Source organism: Mycolicibacterium mageritense, from assembly GCF_010727475.1.
GTDB classification, from domain to species: Bacteria; Actinomycetota; Actinomycetes; order Mycobacteriales; family Mycobacteriaceae; genus Mycobacterium; species Mycobacterium mageritense.
This window is the reverse complement of the sequence record NZ_AP022567.1, coordinates 2,330,937-2,350,655: the sequence shown is the minus strand read 5'-3', so window position 1 is coordinate 2,350,655 and position 19,719 is coordinate 2,330,937. Positions and strand designations below refer to the sequence as shown.

Below are 19,719 nucleotides of genomic sequence, written 5' to 3'. Positions count from 1 at the left end.
ACAGATTCCTTATCGGGACGGCAAATTGCTGCCGTGTCGTTCGTGAGTGCTTGTCCTTGAAATTCATATCGAATTGAGGAGAACACGCAAATGCAACCGTTGATGCACAATCCGGGCGCCGAGGCCATCGCCGCGCAGGTCATCGCAAACGCGGCTCGAGGTCTCGCGGGTGGCACCACTGCCAGCGCCGCGGTGACTGCACTGTTCCCCGCAGGCGCCGACGAGGTCTCGGCTGCTGCCGCGATGTCCTTTGCGTCCGAGGGCGTCGAGGCGCTCGCGGCGAACTCGTTTGCGCAGGAAGAACTGACGCGCGCTGGTGCATCGTTCGCGGAGATCGCCGGCATCTACAACGCCGTCGATGCCGCCCAGGCCACCACGCTGTAGCGGCTAGCGGTCAGTTCGTCTTCGAGGGGATTGGGTTTCGTCAACGATGGTCGCGTTACCGCCTGGTTTGCCGACGTGGGAGGCGTTCCCTCCTGAGGTGAACACCGGACGGCTGATGGTCGGTGCCGGTCCGGCGCCGATGCTTCAGGCGGCGGCCGGCTGGGAGGCCATGGCGATCCTGCTGGAGACGCAGGCCGACGAGTTGGCGGGTGCGCTGGCCAACCTGACGGCGGTGTGGAGCGGGGCGGCCAGCGAGCGTGCCGTCCAGGCGACCATGCCGATGGTGGTGTGGTTGCGCACCACGGCTGCTCAGGCCCAGAAGCGGGCCCTGCAGGCGTCGGCGCAGGCGAGCGCATATTCGGTCGCATTGGCGACGACTCCGCCCATTCCGGAGATCGAAGAGAACCACGTCACCAATGCTGTCCTGAACGCGACCAACTTCCTCGGCATCAACACCGTGCCCATCGCGCTCAACGAGACCGATTATCTCGTTCGCATGTGGCAGCAGGCCGCTGGGGCGATGCACGCCTATCAGGCCGAAACCGCCGCGAACCTGCTGTTCGAGCCCATCTTCCCGATGACGCCGATCGTGATTCCGGGGGTCGGGGAGTCGACGGCTGCCGCCGCATTGGCGCAGACCGCCCCGCGCGTGGCCGAGGGCGCACTCCGCAACCTGATCATCGAGCAGGTCAGCGCCACCGCGACCATCGAGACCCTCGGCCTGCACGCCGGCCGTGCGGCAGCCCAGATCAACCACGCCGAACAGCGCGCGGTCGGCGCGGTGCAGAAGGGGGAGAACGCCGCGCAGCAGGGGCAGCAGCAACAGCAGCAGCAACCCGCGCAGCAAGCCCTGCAACAGGGCATGCAGTTCGCCACCCAGATGGGGTCGCAGGCGGCGCAACTTCCGCAGCAGTTCGCGCAGATGATCCAGAGCCCGATGCAGCAGATCACTCAGCCGCTGCAGCAGGTGACCCAGATGGTCAGCCAGTTCACCAGCATGGGTGGCAACGACAAGGGCATCCAGATGGGGTTGTTGAACGCAAGCCCGTTCTCGAACCATCCGCTGGCCGGCGGGACCGGGCCCAGCTCGGGTTCAGGCCTGGTGCGCGCCGCGTCGCTGCCGGGCCTCGGCGGTACCTCGCCGCGCACGCCTGTGCTGTCGAACCTGCTCGGTATCACCGGTGAGGCCAAGGCACCGGTCCCGGGTAGTGCGATGGGCGGGGCGGGCCCCACGGCGCCGGTGAGCGGCGGCGGCATGGGATCGATGGGTCACGCGGGCAAGAAGGACAAGGGCGAGGCGGAGTCCAAGGAAGGGCTCACGGCGCCGACGCCCTTGACCTACAACGACGCTGAGGATGATGACGACGACTGGTGAGTCGTCATGCGTAACAAAGACTTTCCGGTCACCCGGCCGGAGGACTCGCCATAGGCATGGTGGGGACAAAAGGAAAATAAGGGGTTATCCAACATGACATCATCAATGAATACTGATGTTGCCGTCCTCGCCAAGGAGGCCGCCAACTTCGAGCGCATCTCGGGTGAGCTCAAGGGTGTGATCAGCCAGGTCGAGTCCACCGGTGGTCAGCTGGCCACGTCTCTGCGCGGTGCTGCCGGCGATGCCACGCAGGCCGCGCTGCTGCGCTTCCACGAGGCCGCGCAGAAGCAGATCCAGGAGCTCGACGACATCTCGGCCAACATCCACCAGTCGGGTGCGCAGTACACCTCGACCGATGACGACCAGGCCGCATCGCTGTCGTCGCAGATGAACCTCTGACCTATCCACTGACAATCGAGAAACGGAGAACAAGACATGACCGAACAGGTATGGAATTTCGGCCAGATCGAGGCCGGCGTCAGCGAGATCCAGGGCAACGTCGGACAGACCAACGGCCTGCTCGACGAGGGCAAGGGCTCGCTCGCCGCGCTCGCCGCGGTGTGGGGCGGCGGTGGCTCGGAGGCCTACCAGGCCGTTCAGACGCGCTGGGACAACACCTCTGCCGAGCTGAACGCCGCACTGCAGAACCTCGCGCAGACCATCAGCGAGGCCAGCTCGACCATGGCGCAGACCGAGGCCGGCGTCCAGGGCATGTTCGCCTAGTACTACGACCGTGCTACGCGAAAGTGGGCGGGTAGGCTAGCCGATTAGGCCACAGCCGATCCCGCCCACTACGTGCGTTCGGGTGCAAAGATCTGAATATCTGATTTGACTATTTGAGGGGACCCCATGTCGGCCGACTATGACCGGCTCTTCCACTCGTCGTCCGAACCGGGCAAACCGCTTGACGACGCGACCATCACCGTGGACAGAGATGCCATTCTGAAGGCCACCGCCTCGCCGCCGCCCATGCCGACAGGGCCGATTGGGGATCAGCCGCCTACCGACGCTCCGTCGTCGCCCATGCCGGTGACGCCGCCGCCTACGCAGTCCGCCACCCAGGGCGCGCACCGTCAGGCCGAGCAACCCACCCCACCGCCTCCGCCGCAGATGCCGCCGCCACCGCCGGCCACGCCGCAGTGGCAGCAGAATTCCATGCTGCGGGCGCCGCAGCAGCAGATGCCGCCTGGCGCGTACTTCGATCAGCAGCAGCCCCGCACGCTGCCCGGGCCGCCTCAGCGCGTCGCGCCCGGTCCGCCGCCGTCGCAGTTCCAGGAGTTCGATCCCGAGATCAGCGGGGCGTGGCGCGCGGGCCAGGCGATCCCGGTGCCCAGCCAGCCGACGCAGTCGTCCGCGGCGAGCATGGGCAACCACCGCGCCATCGATGCGCTCTCGCACGTCGGGGTGAAGACCGGTGTGAAGATGCCGTCGCAGCGCGGCTGGCGGCATTGGCTGTACTTGATGACCCGCATCAACCTGGGTCTGTCGCCGGACGAGGTGTACGAACTCGAACTGCACAGCCGTATCCGCCGCAACGCACGCGACTCGTACCAGATCGGTGTTTTCGGGCTCAAGGGCGGCGTCGGCAAGACCGCTGTCACCGTGGCGCTGGGATCTGCGATGGCCAAGATCCGCGGTGACCGCATTCTGGCGATCGATGCCGATCCCGACGGTGGCAACCTCGCCGACCGCGCAGGGCGGCAGTCGGCGGCCACCATCTCCGATCTGCTCGCCGACCAGGAATTGTCGCGCTACAACGACATTCGCGCGTACACCAGCATGAACGCCGCCAACCTCGAGGTGTTGTCCTCCGAGGAGTACAGCGGTGCCCCGCGCGAATTCAACGATGACGACTGGAAGGGCGCGACCTCGATCGTGTCCAGGTACTACAACCTGGTGCTGGCCGACTGCGGCGCCGGGTTGTTCCAAAAGGCTTCCCGCGGTGTGCTTTCCACCGTGTCGGGCATGGTGATCGTCGCCAGCGCCTCCATCGACGGTGCCCGGCAGGCCGCCATCACCATGGACTGGTTGCGCCAGAACGGCTACCAGGATCTGCTCGGCCGGTCCTGCGTGGTGATCAACCACGTCAACCCCGGCAAACCCAACGTCGACGTCGAGGATCTGGTGCAGCAGTTCGAGCGCCACGTCCCGCCCGGCCGCGTGATCGTGTTGCCGTGGGACAAGCACATCGCCGCGGGCACCGAGATCCAGCTCGACCTGCTGAGCGACACGTTCCAGCGCCGCATCACCGAGCTGGCCGCCGCGCTGTCCGACGACTTCGACAGGCTCGAACGCCGTTGACCGCCACCGCCGCCGCCACATCCGATACCTCAAGTGTGACGCCGGGCCGGCCGGCGACCACCCGGGTCACGGTTCTCACCGGTAAGCGGATGACCGATCTGGTGCTGCCGGCTGCCGCGCCGATCGAGACCTACATCGACGAAACCGTGAGCGTGCTCGCGGATCTGCTCGACGACACCCCCAAGGACGTCCTCGCGGGCTTCGACTTCACCGCGCAAGGGTCGTGGGTGTTCGCCCGTCCGGGCGCTCCGCCGCTGAAGGCCGACGAATCACTCGATGACGCCGGTGTGGTCGACGGATCGCTGCTCACCCTGGTGTCGGTCAGCCGCACCGAGCGCTACCGGCCGCTGGTCGAGGACGTGATCGACGCGATCGCGGTGCTCGACGAATCTCCGGTGTTCGACCGCAGCTCGCTGAACCGCTTTGTGGCCGTGGCTATTCCGGTGGTGGCGCTTGCCGTCACGGTGATGGCGCTGCTGTCGTGGACTCATTCCGGCCACGGCTGGTGGTGGTCCGTGGCGCTGGCCGTGATCGGGTTCGGCCTGTTGGGCGGCAGCATGATGGCCGAGGGCCGGTACGCAACCCTCGATCTCGCCGAGAGCCTGCTCATTGCCACCGTGCCGACGTTGGCCGGGGCGGCCGCCCTCGCGATCCCGTTGCCTCGCGGCGTCGACTCACTGGGGGCGCCACAACTCGCGGCTGCCGGCGCGGTCGTCCTGATGCTCACGCTCGCCACCCGTGGTGGCCCGCGCAAGCGGGCCGAAGTGGCGTCGTTCCTGGCGGTTCTCTCGATCGCCGTCACCGGTGCCGCCATCGCCTACGGCTATGGTTCGAGCAGTTGGGTGCCCGCTGGCGCCATCGCGTTCGGCCTGATCGTGGTCACGAATGCCGCGAAACTCACTGTGGCCGTTGCCCGTATCGCCCTGCCCCCGATCCCGGCTCCCGGCGAGGTGGTCTCCAACGACGAGCTGCTGGACCCGGTGATCACGCCGGAAGCTGCCGAAGAGGAGACCTCCACCTGGCAGGCGATCATCGCCTCGGTGCCCGAGTCCGCGGCCCGGCTGCAGGAACGCAGTCAGCTGACGCGTCAGCTGCTGGTCGGTTTCCTGTCGGCGGGAGCACTGGTGCTCGCCATCGGCGCCATCGCCGTCGTGGTGCAAGGACACTTCTTCGTCCACAGCATGATCGTGGCCGGGTTGGTCACGGTCATCTGCGGGTTCCGCTCCCGGCTCTATGCCGAGAGGTGGTGCGCCTGGGCCTTGCTCGCGGCAACCGTGGCTGTACCCACCGGGGTGATGATCCGGTTGTGCCTGTGGTACCCGAACACCGCCTGGCTGATTCTGGCCATCTACTTCGGTCTTGCCGTGGTCGCATTGATCATCGTGGGCGCCAGCGATGGCGTGCGTCGGATGTCGCCGGTGTCCAAGCGCATCCTCGAGCTGCTGGATGGTGCTGCGATCGCGGCGGTCATTCCATTGCTGCTGTGGATCGCCGGCGTGTACGACCTGCTGCGTAATCTGCGGTTGCACTGAGCTCTCGGAGAGGGGCTGTCATGGGTGAGCTGCGGGTCGACCCGGAACAGCTGAAAGGGGCGGGCGCGCAGCTGACTTCGGCCGGCTCCAGCATCTCGGCGCTGGCCGTTGAGGCACCGCTCGCCTCCGCCGGTGGATCAGTGGGCCAGCTGAAGTCGGCCGACGCATGCCGATCCGCGTCGGCAACCCTCGCCGATCAGAAGTCCCAGATGGCGACGACGGTCAACGATTATGCGGGTGGAATCACCAGCGCCGCTACCAATTACGTGGGCCGCGACCAAGCGTCTGCCAGCGAGATCGCCTCGGTTCACCCGGGCTGATAGTCCGCTCAGAGATCCCGCTCGGACTTGCTGTTGTCGGTCATGCGATCCGTCCCCTCGGGGTGGATCGGGAGGCCTTGGATTTCGCGCATCCGTTCCTCACTCATGATGCCTGCGGGTGCCTTCTCACCGCCGCTCGGTGCGCCTGCGCCGGGCTGGGCACCCTGCCCCGCCGGGGCACCCGGGCCTGCCGGAGCTCCTGCGCCGGCCGGGGCGCTCGGACCCGATGCCGCGGCCTTGGCCGCGGCATCCGTTGCGCCGGAACCAGCTTGCGTGGCCGTCTGGACGATGCCCTGGACCCCTTGGAAGACCTGCTGGGGCATCTGTGAGACACCCTGCATGATGCCTTGGACGGGTTGCGTGACACCTTGCACCACCTGGCCCGCCAATTGGCTGAACTGGCCCATGATCTGACCGGCGGCCTGCGATCCGCCGTCCTGCCCACCGGGCCCGCCCGCGGACGGCGAGCCGGGGCCGCCCTTGCCCTCGATCTGATCCGCCTGGGCCCTCAGCTTGCGCGCCGCCTCGACGTCTCCGCGGTCGTAGGCCGCAGCGGCCTGGCTGAGCAGGTCGGACATTTTCTCCGACGCCGCCTTGGTGGCCTTCATCGCGTTGGCGCGGGCCTCGTAGGCGCCGCCGAAGTCGGTCGGGTTGCCGATCACGCCGTGGCTGTTCAGCAGACCACTCAGGTCGGGCGCGTCGGTGACGAAGCCACTGATGTTGTCGATGTGCTGCTGGCCTAATCCATTAACGACGCTGCCATTGGTCCGCAGTTCGGTCATCAGGCGCCCTTTCGATCACTGAGTAGCGAACCAATCCTAAATCTCGCCCGGCCGAGATCCAGACGGCAATTCTGTGCGTTCGTGCCGCCCCAACCACTGCGATACTCCAAGCAACGGTCTTGGGGGAGGCTCGATGGGACTGCTGGACGCGTACATGTCGACGTGGTCGAAGGCGCGGGAAACCTTCGGTGACGGTGTGCCCGACGACGGATCCCGATTGGACGCGAGTTCCCGGTTGCAGCGGATGAAGGGCAACGTCGAGGCCGCCGCGCCCGATGCCCGTTGGCAGGGTGGCGCGTCGCAGGCCTACGCCGCGACCAACCAGGCGCACGCGGCGGCCTACGGCACGCTCGCAGAGTTGGACACGCGGATGGTCATCGAGGTGAGCCACGCCGCGGACGTCGTCACGGCCGGGCGTCGGCGCCTCGATGTGAGCCGCGACTGGGTGGTCAGCGCGGTCGCCTACGTACCGAACAGCCTGGCCGGCCAGACGATGTTGGCCGGCATAGTCCGCCGTGGGACTGCCGACATCGGCGGCATCCTTGAGAAGTCGACCGCCGACATGTCGGAGATCGGTAGACGCGTGAGCGGCATCCGGGCGGACTACGAAGCGCTGAGCGCATTGGGGCGCAACGAGTTTCTACCTCTGCAGCCCGAGGGTTCGACCGGTACCGGGACGGACATGTCCTCGGGAAGCATCGTCGAGATCGATGACGCGAACCGTAAGTTGTTGCAGGAGATGCGCGCCGAGTACGAGCGGCTTCCCGACGGGCAGGCCAAGACCGATCGGCTGGCCGATATCACGGCGATCGAAAGGGCCCTGGAAACGCCCGGATCGCATCTGGTGTATCTGGAGAGACCGGCTGATCCGTCGCAGATGATTCCGGCGGCCACCGCGGTGGGCGACCCATTCACCGCCGACCACGTATCCGTCGCCGTGCCAGGCGTGTCGGGTACGACCCGTGCGGCCATCGCAGGTATGACCAGTGAAGCGGCCGTGCTGCGCAACGAAGCGCGGGATGTCGCCGAACGTGCGGGTGAAAGCCAGAACATCGCGACGGTGGCGTGGGTCGGGTACCAGCCGCCGCCCAACCTTGGTGTGGGATCGTCGTACAACGACGATCTTGCCCAGGCTGGAGCACCTGAGCTGACCTCCTTCCTGCACGATCTCGATGCCGCGTCGAAGAATCCGAGCCATACCACCGCCCTGTTCGGGCATTCCTACGGCTCGTTGACGTCGGGTATCGCGCTGCACGACGGGGCCAGCAGGTACGTGGACAACGTGGTGATGTACGGCTCGCCGGGGTTTCAGGCCGACACCCCGGCCGAACTCGGCATGAACGACAACAACTTCTTCGTGATGGCGACCATCGACGATCCGATCAACCCGATCGCCGCCTTGGCGCCGTTCCACGGCTGGGGCTCCGACCCGAACGAAATCATCAACGAAGACGGGCACCTCCGGTTCCGCTTCCAGCACTTGGAAACCGAGGCCGGCGAGACCCCGCTTCCCGGGTACGAATCCAAGACCGGGGCATCCGGGCACTCCGAATACCACCAAGATGCCGGGCGACGCATGGCTGGCTACAACCTCGCCGCGATCCTGCTGAACCGTCCGGATCTCACGGTGAAGGAGACCCCGCTGACATGGTGATTCGGCGGATGGTATTGGTGTTCACTTTGATGATGACGGGTGGCTGCGCCATGACTGAGAATGTCTATGAGTCAAAGACATTGGAGGGCGACGAGGCGGTCAAGCTGATCGACAGCATGCGGGCCAAAGGCTCGTACGAGGCGGCCCGAGCTCGGCTCAACGACACCGCCGAAATCATCGCCGAGCACATTGTCTCCGCCGTTGCCGGCCAAACCTGGGCGTTCAGCGACGATGCCCACGGTCTGGACATCAAGAGGCAGGGGCTGCCGTGCGAGGAGCTCGCGGGCGATGTGGCGCGCCGGCCGATGGCCGACCCGGTCGTCTTCGGCCGGACGTTCAGTGCCGAAGAGTTCGCGACGGCCGCCGACATCGTGCGCCAGGAGGCCACGCAGTATGGCGCGGGCAAGGGCTCGTCTCTGTTCGACGATCCGGCCCGACGCGACTACGAAGTCAGCGGCAACGGCTACCAATTCAACCTCGGCCAAGCCAAAGTCGCGTCCCTCAACATCACCGGCGACTGCTTTCTGATGCAGCGCGTCGTCGATCTGCCACCCGGTCGGCTGCCTTCGCCCTGATGTGCGTGGCAACACGAGGCCTGACTCCGAATTGATGCGCCTCTTGAACGGGTAGCCGCATGCAGGACGTCTGCTTCTGTTCGCGCATCCTGCCGGGGGTTCGCACGGCGTTAGTGCTGGTATCGGAGGCGTGAGGCGCCTTGATTGGATGTGCGCTGGGTTTTGAAACTGGTGCGGTCGAGGGCTGCGGTGCTCCGGTAGCATTCGCTGAAGAATTGTCGAGGGGTGGCTATGAGACGCAACATCGCCGCGTTGTCACTAGTTGTGGGGTCGCTCGTTATCGCTGCGTGGCGGTCTGTTGCTCAGTGCGGTGCTAGAAGCGTTGAGTCAGACAACACTCGCGGGCCGATGAGATGGAGGGTGCTGCCTTAATGAGTAGTCCTGATCTGCGAGTCAACGAGGCGGCGCTGACATGGACGCCCGCGGAGGTAACGGTGCCTGACGTGCCTGATGTCAAGGCGAGCGGAGATCCAATGAGTGTGATGGTCTCGCATGTCATGCCAACGATTGCCAGCGACGTTATAGCTCAGGTGGCCGCAACGCGCGCTCGGGAACAGCAGTTTGCTGCCAATCTCGAAGCTGCCCGAACCAGGTATCAGAACACTGATGCTGGCGCGCAGCAACAAATCCAGGCTGCGGGCGCCGCGACCGGTGTTGCGGGCACGACCGCAGGCGGGGGTGGAGGGGCGAACCCGGCCGCTGTTGCCGCGGGGGGCGAGGGCAGTCAGCTGGCTCAGTTGATGGGCTTGCCCATGCAGGTAGCACAGCAGGCCATGCAAGTCCCGACTCAGGTGGCGGGAGCGGTCGGGCAGCTTCCGCAGGGCGTCGTGCAGGGAGCCGAGGGCATGGTGCAGCAGGTCGGCCGGCTTTCCGGCGCGGGTGCGACCGATGCAGAGAAGCCGGGCGAATCAGGCAGCGCGCCCGGTGGATCCGCTGAGCAAGGCCATGGTTCCGACAAAGACGACAAGGGCAGGGCGGAACGCCCTGAGCGCGACCGTGATGCCGCTGAGGAGGGCGCTACGGGCGGTGGAGCTGAGAGGGCACCGACTACCGTCCATAGCGATCGACCGAGCGATGGTGGGGCAGGCAGGACACAGGCCGTCCAGTCGCCGGAGATCGCACTGTGAGCGCCAAATACATTGATAGGCCTGGTGATTCCAGCGATCTGAAAGTGGAGGCGCGTCGATGAGTCTTCCCCCGCCTCCGCCCCCACCGGGAAATGGGCCGAGACCGCCGGCGCCGGGGAATGGGCCGCGGCCCTCGCCGCCGCCGTCGGGGGATCCGTTCCAGTCTCCGCAGTCAGGCCAACCGCCGTATGTGAACGCACCGACGGGCTATGCGGGCCACCAGAGTGGTTATGCGCCGCAGCCTGAAGCTCCAATGCCGTGGCAACAACCGCACCCGATGCCTGCGCCGGTGCCGCCCAAGCGCAGTAACAAGTGGAAATGGGTTCTCGGTGCACTGGCATTGCTGGTGGTGATCGGAGTGACCGTTGCCGTCACCGTGACCGTGCTGGGTCGCGGGGACAAAGAGGCTGATGGTTCACCGCCGAGTGCAGCGCCGGTGAAGGACAACGGCGGCAACAAGTCGAACTCAGATATCGCTAGCGCCAACGACACTGGGCCGGTTGCGATCATTACCGAAGACCCGACATGTGCTGCGCAGAGCCCTATCTTCACCACGCTTGCGGCGCAAACAAAGAATGGTTGGGAAAAGCGAGATCCGTCTATACCGGCTACGGAGTGGACCCCAGAAATGCGGGCCCAATACGAGGCGGCGGCAAAAGCGATGAGGAGTGCCGTCGACCAGTTGGAACCGTTAGTAAAGTTGACGCCACACCGAGTCGTGCGCGAGCTATATGAGCAACACATCGCGTATTCCCGCGCGTATACCGACAGCATCTCAACTTATGTGCAAAAGAATAATCATCTCGTGCGAGTCGCTAATGCCTCGGCTGAAACTATCGGATATATTTGTTCCGCTATAGAGTATGGATCAGCGGCTGCGCGTGCCCCGCTGGTACCGCCGCTTTCTGCGCCCGCCAAAGTTGCACCGGTTAGAGATCCATCGAACCCTCAACGGTTTCTCAGGGAGCAGAATACAGCGTGCGCTGATTGGCAACCAGCTCTTACGCAATTTGACACTGAAACAGCTGCATGGCTTGGCATTTCATCAGACATTCCTGCAACTGACTGGTCGCCTGAGCAGAAAATGATTGTTGAGGCGGCAGCAACGTCGATGATGCGACTCGCCGATCAGCAACAAAGTTTCGGTGCACTAAGCGACAACTTCACATTTCGTGATTTCGCAGAGCTTTCAGCTCAATATTCGCGAGGGTACGTAGCAGCCATTCCAAGCTATGTCCCTGCGGACAATTACCTTTCGACGGTGTCGACCAAATTGGGAAATCTGGTGACATCGGCATGCGACGCGGTTGAAAATTAATGGTGTGCGATTGGGTTCGACGTTGTCGAATAACATTCGCGGGGGTGGCACATGGCTATTGAACCTGATGGTAGCGAGTACGGGGGACAGTCGGTAAAAGGTGCCGGTTGGGTCGATCTGAATGAAGACAGCATCCGTAATGCGGCGACAGAGTTTTTGAATCTCGCGAATCATATTCGGGACGTAATCGTTCCGGAATCGCGCAGTCAGATGTGGCGCCTTATGGACCAATGGGAGGGCACGGGTTCGCAGGCGGCTTTTGACGAGGCTAGCAGTATTATAAGCGAACATGAGGCTAATGCGACGGCCGTGCAGGCTGTCGGTGAGCGTCTGAATGCTATCGAGGCGTCGATCGTCAAAACAAAAAACTCTGTTAATTACACAGCGAATGGTGAATTCCCAAGGCGAAGCCAAGGGGGTGGCGATTCGCCGAAAAGCGTTCAACAGGCTTGCGAGGATATACTGAATGAATCTCCGCCATCTCGGGAGAGTGGGGAAACGGACACCCGGGAAAAGCGGAAGAACGAACAGATTGAGGCCGGCCTTAAGACAAATACTCAAGACGTCTCCACCAATACGGTGGAACTGGCTGGCAACTTGAAGGTTCCGGAAGGCACGCCAGGCGCCGATGGCAAGATGCCCACGGCTCCGCCGCCAGATGCACATCCTCCAGCAGACGGCAAGGCTCCCAGGAGTGGTCCTGGTAGTGATCAGTTGGAGGCTGCGCCGCCACCGCCTGCTCCGACGCCCAATCCGAAGATCCCAAAGGGTGGTCCAGGTAGTGATCAGTTGGAGGCTGCGCCGCCAGCGCATGCTCCTGCGACTCCTTTGTCGAATCCGAGAACCCCAAAGGGAGGTTCGGGTAGTGATCAGTTGGAGGCCGCCCCACCGACGCCCGCACCCGCAACGCCGGTGCGAGTGGACAGCCCGGCGTCCTCCGGCCCTCCGGCCTCAGGCTTAGGCACTCCTGGCGGCGGTCCGCCATCTCCAGGTGGGCGGGCACCATCTCCCTCGATGTCGGGCCCCTCTCCTAGTAGTCCGTCGACGCCGAGTGCCCCAACGCATCCCGCAGGCTTGGCTGGTCCACCGCCGACGCCGTTGGAACAGTTTCAGAAGGCGTTCGAGGATGCGTCTAAGGCGGCCGGCGCCCAAGCGCCTCTACCTCCACAGACCACTGCGGCGCCGTCCCAGCATCAGCCGCTTGGCCCGCCCGCACCTGCGCAGTCTCCGGGGGCTCCCGTCGCCTCGCCGGCGCCCACAGCACCATCGTCTCCTTCAGCAGTCCCGGCTGCGGCCACCGGAGGCTTGTCGAGTGCTGGCCCAGCGCCAGTGGGTACACCAGGAATGAGCGGTGCACCTGGAACCGGGATGCCGTTAGGGGCGCCGCCAACGCCAGCACCCGCAGCGCCGGCGACTTCAACCGGGGGTGGTGCTCCGGTTGGGCCACCACCGACAGCGTCAGGAGCGGCGTCCAGCGCTGTTGCTGCTCCCGCACCCATACCCGTTTCGGCGGCGCGTGCGGAGCGAGATGCGGCTGCGCGTGCACTGCGAAGGTCAGACCATGATCCAATCGAGGTGGCGAGGCGAATTGCCGCCGCACTGAATGTCGGTCCTAAGGATCCTCGATTCATGTGGCTGACAGCATTGACTAAAGACGGCTCGATCGTCGTGGCAAATAATTATGGCTTGGCCTACATCCCAGAAAATGTCAAGCTGCCTGAGCAGGTGAAGTTCGCTAGCGCGGACGAGTCAATTTCCCCGCAGCAGCGCGGAACGTGGGCAACCTATCCGATGCTGGCGCTGCATGGGTGGGCGCAGGCTCGCGACACGACATTGCGTGTGGTAATCGGGCTGGAGGAGCAACTCAAGGGATTCGACTCAGGCGCAGCATCGATTGTGTTGCAACCTGACGATCTTCCCGAGGACGGATCGATGCAGGGGCGCTCGCGATTGGCCGTAATCGCTCCAGACGTGTCAGAGCGATTGGCGAAGATCCCGGACTCTGGGTTACTGGATTTGTTGCCGCCTGCGCCGGTGGATCCGCAGCCGCCAGAGGACCGTCGGGTGAAACTCCTAATGGAGGTTTTCCGACCGCTGTTGATTAAGGATCCAGCCCGCATCTCCAAGCAATTGAAGGCAATGATCGCATATGCGGACTATATGTACGAAGCAGCGTTGCATCGTGCGTACACCGCAAGTGATCCCGGCGTACTGCGGGATTCGATCACCGAAGCGCTCTACTGGCAGCACCTTGGTGTTTTGAACTCTGATGCCGTCGCGGAGGATCCATCATGACCCCGCTCGGAGAGGGCTGTCGTTCCGATTTGCGTCGAGCGCAGTCGGGGCTACTGCTAGGACAAGAGTTCGCCGTTGCTCGGAGGCGTGTAACCGTGGCTGAATGTTGGAAATCCCGTTGCCGTGTTTCGATTCATGGTCTCGGTGCGCTGAAGGGGAGTGGCAATGGCTGATCAAATCAAGGTCGCGGCTGAGACCCTGGAGAGTTATGCCAATTGGATGGAAAACCAGGTCATCTGGCCGGAATCCGCTCCGCGGATCGAAGCTCCGGATGCGCTGTCGGCTACGAAGGCGGCGGTTGACAACATTAACGCCTATGCCGAATCGGTGGAACAGTTTACGAATGCTGGTCGAGATGAGAACCGCCGTTTAGCGAAGCTTGTACGTGAAGTCGCTCGCTTGTATCACGAGGTAGACACTACGGCGGCGCAGGACATCGAACGATTACAGAAGGCGCAGAAAGTTCCGGTACCGGTATCCAGCGACCCCGAGCCCTCATTGCCGCCACAGGCACCACAGGCGACTCCGGTCAGTCCTGACACGTCGTTGGACGTGAAAGAGACAGAGGTGGCGCTTCATAATCCGGGCACTACCGACTCGATGACCACGGCACTGGAGGCAGTACGCCGGGCGAATAACGGATTTGCACAAGGGGCTCCCCGACCGCGCGTCGAGAACTGGGAGGGCGACGCCGCCGATGCCGCAAATGAGAAATTCATAAAGTTCAGGAACTGGATCGATGATCTAGCGCATTCCTGGACCGTGCTCGGGCAGGCGATTAGCGACCTGTATACCGGTTACAGAGACGCGCAGGCGAAGCATAGTCCGATCTTCAATAGGTGGGCTGAGCTCAACGCGGCGATGGAAACCGAGCTGAATCGCGCAAATTACAATGAGGCTAGGGTTGATAGATATCTACGCCAAATCGAGGAGTTGGAGGAAGACTCTCGGGGCGTTCGCGAAACATACGCGGACCGAGCAAATGTGCGCATGGAGCCGATTGCTGACCCTCCATTTGGAACGAGCCAGACGGCGAGTACATCAAGCGCGCAGCCGTCTGGCCAGGGTCCGTCTGGTACGGATCCCTCTGGTGCGCAGCAGCCTGGGGGTGAGCCCACGATGTCGCCGGCCAGTGCGGATCCTTCGGCAGGCCAGCAGCCTAAATCCGGTTCGCCGGCAGGTGGAGGGGCTCCTTCCGGCGGTGGATCGCCGTCCGGCGGTGGTTCACCATCGGGGGGCGGCGGGGCGCCAGCGGGTGGTGGAGCTCCAGGAGGGGGTATGCCTGGGGGCATGCCGGGCGACATGCCAAAACTGGCCGAGCCGAGCCTTAAACCGGCCAGCGCTGGTGGGGGCGGTTCGGGCGGAGGCGGTGCCGGCGGCGGTGGCGGCGGAATGCCGTCCGCACCGCTGGGGCCTCCGGTGACTGCCGAGACAGTTGCTGCCAACAACGCGCCTGCACGTCCCGGTGGCGCCGGCCCGGCGGGTGCGGCAGGAGGAGGCGGTTCGGGCGGTTCGGGCGGGATGGGCGGCGGTATGGGTGGCATGGGCCACGGCGCCGGCGGTCAAGGCAACCAGGGCAAAGAAAAGCGCCGCGATCCCAACCTGTCCGCCGATGAGGATCTTTACGTCGAGGACCGGGCGTACACCGAGGGCGTTGTTGGTCACCGCCCACGGAAGCCGGTGTCGGACAAGAAGACTCAGTAGATGTCGTTGCGTCCCGTGTGTGTCATCTCGGATTGCTCGGGGCGCACCTGCGCGTCCGATTCGAAAGTGGTTTCGCTGCACGGTGCTTCCGCCAATCTCCAAGTACGACTGGCCTGTGTCCGTCAAGTGTCGAAACGACTGCTTTTCCAGTCACACTGGCTATTGGTCATCGGATTGTCCTCAGCGAGGGCTCCCTTCGACTCGCACGCCAGATTTCGCGACATGGTTGATCCGTTGATCCGTTGACCTGCGCGTTGTCTGTCCTTAGTGCCCCGTCTAGGGCACTAAGGGAGTAGTTTCATCCGACGACGACACCGCGCTGGCCACCGTCGCAGGGCTGGTCGAGCAGGATTTGGACGCGTAGTTATCGCGGGCCGTGTGAGTCAGCCAGCGTTTTCCGGCCTGGCTGGCCATCCCGGCTTGACAGGAACCGGGTAGAACTCGCTCTGCGGCAGAAAATTTTCGAGCAGGTACTTCCGCCGCTCGAACGGATCTGGTGCTTTTGCCACGCACTCGTCGGTCGCTTCTTGACGCTCCGGCCAATCCCAGCCGTCCTTATTCTTAGCCGAGATGTAGCCGCCCCAGTATCCATCGATCTGGTACCCGCCAAACACATCATCAAAGGGAGTCCGCTCGGGCCCTTCCTGGGGTTTGCCCGATTCCCCCGAACCGGAGTTCACAGAAAGCGTTACCTTGAACGCATTGATCCCGCCTTCAGGTGATCCGATCGGAACTCCGCGCGACGCGTACTCGCCCTTTCCATCTGGAGAGGCTGCTCCATACGTATACATACAACCGATCGCGGTCACCGTAGAATCATTGCGCGTCAAGGATAGAAGGCGATTGGTCAACGTACCGACCCACGGATCATCGGCGGGATCGGCGGTACCGGGGCGCCACTCGTCAGCGACAGCGGTGGCAAAACCCGGGTATAGATACTTGTCATCACCAGTCAATTCGACTAGAAAGAACGACTCAATGTAGGCTCGGACGGCGACTGCAGGGCCGGTAACGAGATCGAGACCCTTCTCACCAGTCCACACGATTGTGAAGTTCTTGTAATCCTGGGGCCATCCCGCCGGAGAGGGTTCCGTGCGCGGAGCGCAGCCAGCGCCGAGGACGATCGACAATATGACAGCAACAGCGCCAGTGAGTATTTTCGTCATTTCTTCTTTGGGTCCGGAGTCTTGTCTGCGGTGACAGCGTCGTAACGGTCCTTGTAATGAGTGTCCTGGAAATCGAACCCAAGTGTGTGGTTGATCGCGACATTGACTGCCCGACCATACTCGCCCGGCGTAAGAGTTGAGTCTTTCGCATACATCTCGTCGAAGCTAAGAATTCGGCCGTTCTCACCCCGGTACTCTGGCGGGAGATCCATAATTGGCGTGCCGATAGAGTTGAGCGTGTTGAGCATTTCTGCTTCGGCTCGCTCCGGCGCGAACCGAGCAATAGGCTCTGGCTGGCCCGCCTCAGGCGGCTCCGGACCAATAATGCTGTCCTTAGCGGCGGGGCCGAGTTGGGACAGGATCTCACTGCTGATCTCCCCTCCCGCCCCGGGAATAGCAGCGCCAGCCCCCGCCGTCAACCCCTCCAACCCGAAGTCGTATGCTGCGCTCTTGGCCTTATAAAGCTCTTGCTCAATCGCAGCCTGGTTCTTATTTGTAGTGTCGATATTGTTCTCAAGTCCAACGTCTACCAATGCCCGCAAAGTCGCGCTGTCGTATAGCGTGTTCGGTCTCTCGCTCGAGTCGGGATGCTGAGCATACGCGGTGTCGTGTAGAAGAGCTTGCCCCAGTGCCGCGCCATTGATGATTTTGCCGGCCTCCGAGTCAGTGTTGAGCACCGAGAACAGATTCTTGGCCTCGGGCAGTGTCCCATCGCGAACTGGGTTCGGATCGTCGAGCATGCCGCCAAAGCTCGGTAGACCACCGTCGGTGCCGGCGATATTGTTCACGTACGGTGTAAGCCCCTCGGCCATGCCTCGCACAAGGTTCGGATTTACCTCCCCAAGCGAATGGGTTCCGTACAAACCAACGGTGTTGTCAGCGTTGAGAGAATTCAACTCTGGATTACTCCCGAGGTATTCGCTGAGCGTTCTTGCGGTTTCACCCGCGATCTTGGATTCCGGCCCCTCCGCGGAATTATCCATCCAGTCGAATAGCGATCCAGCCGCGACACCCTTGTCGTCCCAAGCCTCATGCGTGAGGTTGTACATGAAATGGTCGCTATTAATCTTGAATTTCTCGCGGAATTCGTTACCCGGCTCCACGTTGCCGGTCACCGCGTCGTGGACCACCTGGTGGTCGTAGTGAACAGCATTCATCGCAGCAGATGCGGCGCGCTCGAGATCAGCGTGAGGCGGCCGAGCATCGTCCTTGTAATCCCAAGGCCACGATCCAGGAAGATTGAATCCCGGATCGTCAGCCCGCCACTCTGGCGACTCCATCATGTCCGCGACCTTGTGCATCATGCCACGGTTAAAGTCGGTATTCGTCGCGAACTTCTCGCCGTTACCACTGTTCGCAATGTCCGCGATCTTTTGCAGATTCTCAGACTGCTGAATACCTGGTGATTCGAGTGTCGACCTAACCCCGTCCGGAAGTTTGTCGAAGCCGCCCTTCACCATCTCATTCGACTGAAGCGCACCGTCGACGGATTCCGTCTTCGGGAACTCGATGTTCGGGTTACTCATCAAGTTCCAGGAGTTGGCCATGATATCGCCGGCTCCCTTCTTGGCCGCCTCGTCGAGCTGTTCAACAGATCTGAGCTTCTGCTGAGCCTGCATCTGGCTGAGATAGGCCGCTTGCGTGGGGTCGAGTTTCTCCTTGCCAGCAAGTTTCGCATCGCTAATGGAATCGAGGGTTAACCTCACACGTTGCTGCGCATCTTTATCGCCCTTTAGCGCAGCGTCCACATCCTTGCGAGCCTGCTCCTTGATCGCAGGATCGTCAGGGCTGCCCTTCTTCTCGTCTTTGCCCTCGTCCTTTCCGTCCTTACTCTCGCCGTCCTTCTTTTTCTCGTCGCCGGGCGTATTGGGATCAATGGGCCCTTCCTTAGGTCCACCCGGAAGATTTCCTCCGATCCCGTGCCAAGCGCCTTTAATAGTGGCGACGCGTCCACCGATTGCGCTCATCGCCGCGTTGGACGTTGTGATCACATCGCTGATCTTGCTGATGCCCTGGGTGGCGATCGACAGCAATTTATTGTCCCGGTCCGCGGCACTGGTGCCAGGAGGAATCGAGTTTGCCGCGCTGTCAACCCAGCTCTTCACGGTGTCCAGATTTTGGCGACCGGTCGTGACGACGTTGGCAGCCTTTGTGACCTCGGCAGCCATCTTCTGATCTAACTCAGCAAGCTTGCCGTAAACGCCGGCGTGCTCCTTGTTCTTGGCCGCATACGCCTCCGAGGCCGGACCCTGCCACCGTGCATCCGGCGCGGCCGCCTCGACGCCGGTTTTCATCTGTGTCAGCTTGGAGCTGTTGTCCAGCAGCGCGCCGTCCTGAGGAGTGCTTTGCCCAAACGTCTCCCGCGCTTCCGACCACGTCGAATAGAACGCATCCAACGCACCCACAGACCGACCTCCCCAACGCCCTCAACACTTGCCATCCAGTATCTCAGCAGCGCCACCGCCCAAAGTGCGGCAAACCTGTGCACACAATCACCCATCTCGATCTGGCGAAGAACGCCACCTCGACGCCGACCGAGCCGAGGAACTTGCACGGGTGGCCGACATCGGGGATCTGCAGGGTCCGATACACCGAGGACAACCCGTCTCTCAACGCGGTCATGCGCGAGGAGTTGAATTGGCAATGGCTCCAACCCGCGCTACGACCGCTCCCAGACCAGCACCGGTCCCCGGAACCCAACCGTTCGGCCTCTGCGCAGATCCATGCAGGCTCAACTGCACCTGCGCGTCAAGTATCGATCGACGAGAAGGTCACCTCGTGATCGAGAGCGGTGGAAAGTCAGTACCTATCGTCGGCAGTGATCTCTGCTGCCAATTCATCGAGCTTCTCTCGGTCGAGTTCGATCGAAGCCGTCGCCGCAGCACTTGCCTTCTGTAGTGCCTCGTTGAGGCGTTGGCCGACGGTTTGAGCCCCCAGTCGGAGGAGCCCATCTTCGATGTAGACCGACTTCAGCTGGTGATGGCCATTGACCGTGACTTCCACGGTTTGGGCCTCGTCCGAGGCGGTGAAAGACGCGGTGTCCATCTTGTGCAGCTGGTCATCCATGGCTGATTGCAGTCGCTGAGCCTTGCGGAGGACCGCCGCTACCTGTGGGTGGATTTCACCGCTCATGTGGTGCTACCAGTGACTTGTTTTCCATGTGGTCCTCCCGACCCAGCCGGGCCC

General features: G+C 63.1%; 18 protein-coding genes. 13 read left to right on the top strand and 5 right to left on the bottom strand.

Annotated elements, in window-relative coordinates:
• Positions 1–90: 90 nt before the first annotated feature.
• The 7 genes from G6N67_RS11225 (at position 91) to G6N67_RS11195 (ending at position 5,912) form a co-directional block, all read left to right on the top strand.
• Positions 91–384: a PE family protein gene (locus tag G6N67_RS11225; protein ID WP_036430283.1), complete on the top strand. Its 294-nt coding sequence runs from the start codon at positions 91–93 to the stop codon at positions 382–384.
• A gap of 46 nt (positions 385–430) precedes the next feature.
• Positions 431–1,759, top strand: coding sequence for a PPE family protein (locus tag G6N67_RS11220; RefSeq protein ID WP_036430282.1), 1,329 nt, complete (start codon positions 431–433; stop codon positions 1,757–1,759).
• A 105-nt stretch (positions 1,760–1,864) separates the two neighbouring features.
• Positions 1,865–2,158: a WXG100 family type VII secretion target gene (locus tag G6N67_RS11215; protein ID WP_081812449.1), complete on the top strand. Its 294-nt coding sequence runs from the start codon at positions 1,865–1,867 to the stop codon at positions 2,156–2,158.
• 36 nt (positions 2,159–2,194) lie between these two features.
• Positions 2,195–2,482: a WXG100 family type VII secretion target gene (locus tag G6N67_RS11210; protein WP_036430278.1), complete on the top strand. Its 288-nt coding sequence runs from the start codon at positions 2,195–2,197 to the stop codon at positions 2,480–2,482.
• A 126-nt stretch (positions 2,483–2,608) separates the two neighbouring features.
• A complete protein-coding gene (locus G6N67_RS11205; protein ID WP_036430276.1) occupies positions 2,609–4,060 on the top strand; it encodes a MinD/ParA family ATP-binding protein in 1,452 nt (483 codons plus the stop codon).
• Positions 4,057–5,592 carry a type VII secretion integral membrane protein EccD gene (gene eccD, locus G6N67_RS11200; protein ID WP_036430274.1) on the top strand — a complete coding sequence of 512 codons (1,536 nt, stop codon included), beginning with the start codon at positions 4,057–4,059 and terminating at the stop codon, positions 5,590–5,592. Before G6N67_RS11205 ends, eccD begins: the two co-directional genes overlap by 4 nt.
• 20 nt (positions 5,593–5,612) lie before the next feature.
• Positions 5,613–5,912, top strand: coding sequence for a type VII secretion target (locus G6N67_RS11195; RefSeq protein WP_036430272.1), 300 nt, complete (start codon positions 5,613–5,615; stop codon positions 5,910–5,912).
• A gap of 8 nt (positions 5,913–5,920) precedes the next feature.
• Here G6N67_RS11195 and G6N67_RS11190 read toward each other — a convergent pair whose 3' ends face one another.
• Entirely contained in the window at positions 5,921–6,694 is a 774-nt protein-coding gene (locus tag G6N67_RS11190; RefSeq protein WP_051578551.1) for a type VII secretion target, read from the bottom strand.
• A 133-nt stretch (positions 6,695–6,827) separates the two neighbouring features.
• Here G6N67_RS11190 and G6N67_RS11185 point away from each other — a divergent pair, with 133 nt between their 5' ends.
• The 6 genes from G6N67_RS11185 (at position 6,828) to G6N67_RS39500 (ending at position 15,367) form a co-directional block, all read left to right on the top strand.
• Positions 6,828–8,348: an alpha/beta hydrolase gene (locus tag G6N67_RS11185; protein ID WP_051578550.1), complete on the top strand. Its 1,521-nt coding sequence runs from the start codon at positions 6,828–6,830 to the stop codon at positions 8,346–8,348.
• Complete coding sequence (locus G6N67_RS11180) at positions 8,342–8,923, top strand: LppA family lipoprotein (RefSeq protein ID WP_179976817.1); 582 nt, start codon at positions 8,342–8,344, stop codon at positions 8,921–8,923. Before G6N67_RS11185 ends, G6N67_RS11180 begins: the two co-directional genes overlap by 7 nt.
• A gap of 371 nt (positions 8,924–9,294) precedes the next feature.
• Positions 9,295–10,050 (top strand): hypothetical protein, encoded by a 756-nt coding sequence (locus tag G6N67_RS11175; RefSeq protein WP_163642169.1) that lies wholly within the window; start codon positions 9,295–9,297, stop codon positions 10,048–10,050.
• 190 nt (positions 10,051–10,240) lie between these two features.
• On the top strand, positions 10,241–11,368 hold the full coding sequence (locus G6N67_RS11170; protein ID WP_131524600.1) for an ESX-1 system-associated protein: 1,128 nt from the start codon (positions 10,241–10,243) through the stop codon (positions 11,366–11,368).
• Positions 11,369–12,997: 1,629 nt separating this feature from the next.
• On the top strand, positions 12,998–13,663 hold the full coding sequence (locus G6N67_RS11165; RefSeq protein WP_110798363.1) for an EspK C-terminal domain-containing protein: 666 nt from the start codon (positions 12,998–13,000) through the stop codon (positions 13,661–13,663).
• A gap of 165 nt (positions 13,664–13,828) precedes the next feature.
• Positions 13,829–15,367 (top strand): PPE domain-containing protein, encoded by a 1,539-nt coding sequence (locus G6N67_RS39500; protein WP_163642168.1) that lies wholly within the window; start codon positions 13,829–13,831, stop codon positions 15,365–15,367.
• Between the two features lie 383 nt (positions 15,368–15,750).
• On the opposite strand, the gene G6N67_RS11155 is transcribed toward G6N67_RS39500, so the two are convergent.
• The 4 genes from G6N67_RS11155 to G6N67_RS11140 all read right to left on the bottom strand — a co-directional run bounded on the left by G6N67_RS11155 (position 15,751) and on the right by G6N67_RS11140 (position 19,665).
• Complete coding sequence (locus G6N67_RS11155; RefSeq protein WP_131524597.1) at positions 15,751–16,533, bottom strand: hypothetical protein; 783 nt, start codon at positions 16,531–16,533, stop codon at positions 15,751–15,753.
• Entirely contained in the window at positions 16,530–18,938 is a 2,409-nt protein-coding gene (locus tag G6N67_RS11150; protein ID WP_051578548.1) for a TPR repeat domain-containing protein, read from the bottom strand. The genes G6N67_RS11155 and G6N67_RS11150 overlap by 4 nt, the downstream gene beginning before the upstream one ends.
• A gap of 43 nt (positions 18,939–18,981) precedes the next feature.
• Positions 18,982–19,155, bottom strand: coding sequence for a hypothetical protein (locus G6N67_RS11145; protein WP_163642167.1), 174 nt, complete (start codon positions 19,153–19,155; stop codon positions 18,982–18,984).
• A 177-nt stretch (positions 19,156–19,332) separates the two neighbouring features.
• The gene (locus G6N67_RS11140) at positions 19,333–19,665 is read right to left on the bottom strand and encodes a YbaB/EbfC family nucleoid-associated protein (RefSeq protein WP_036430266.1); all 333 of its coding nucleotides are present in this window, start codon (positions 19,663–19,665) and stop codon (positions 19,333–19,335) included.
• Between the last annotated feature and the right edge of the window lie 54 nt (positions 19,666–19,719).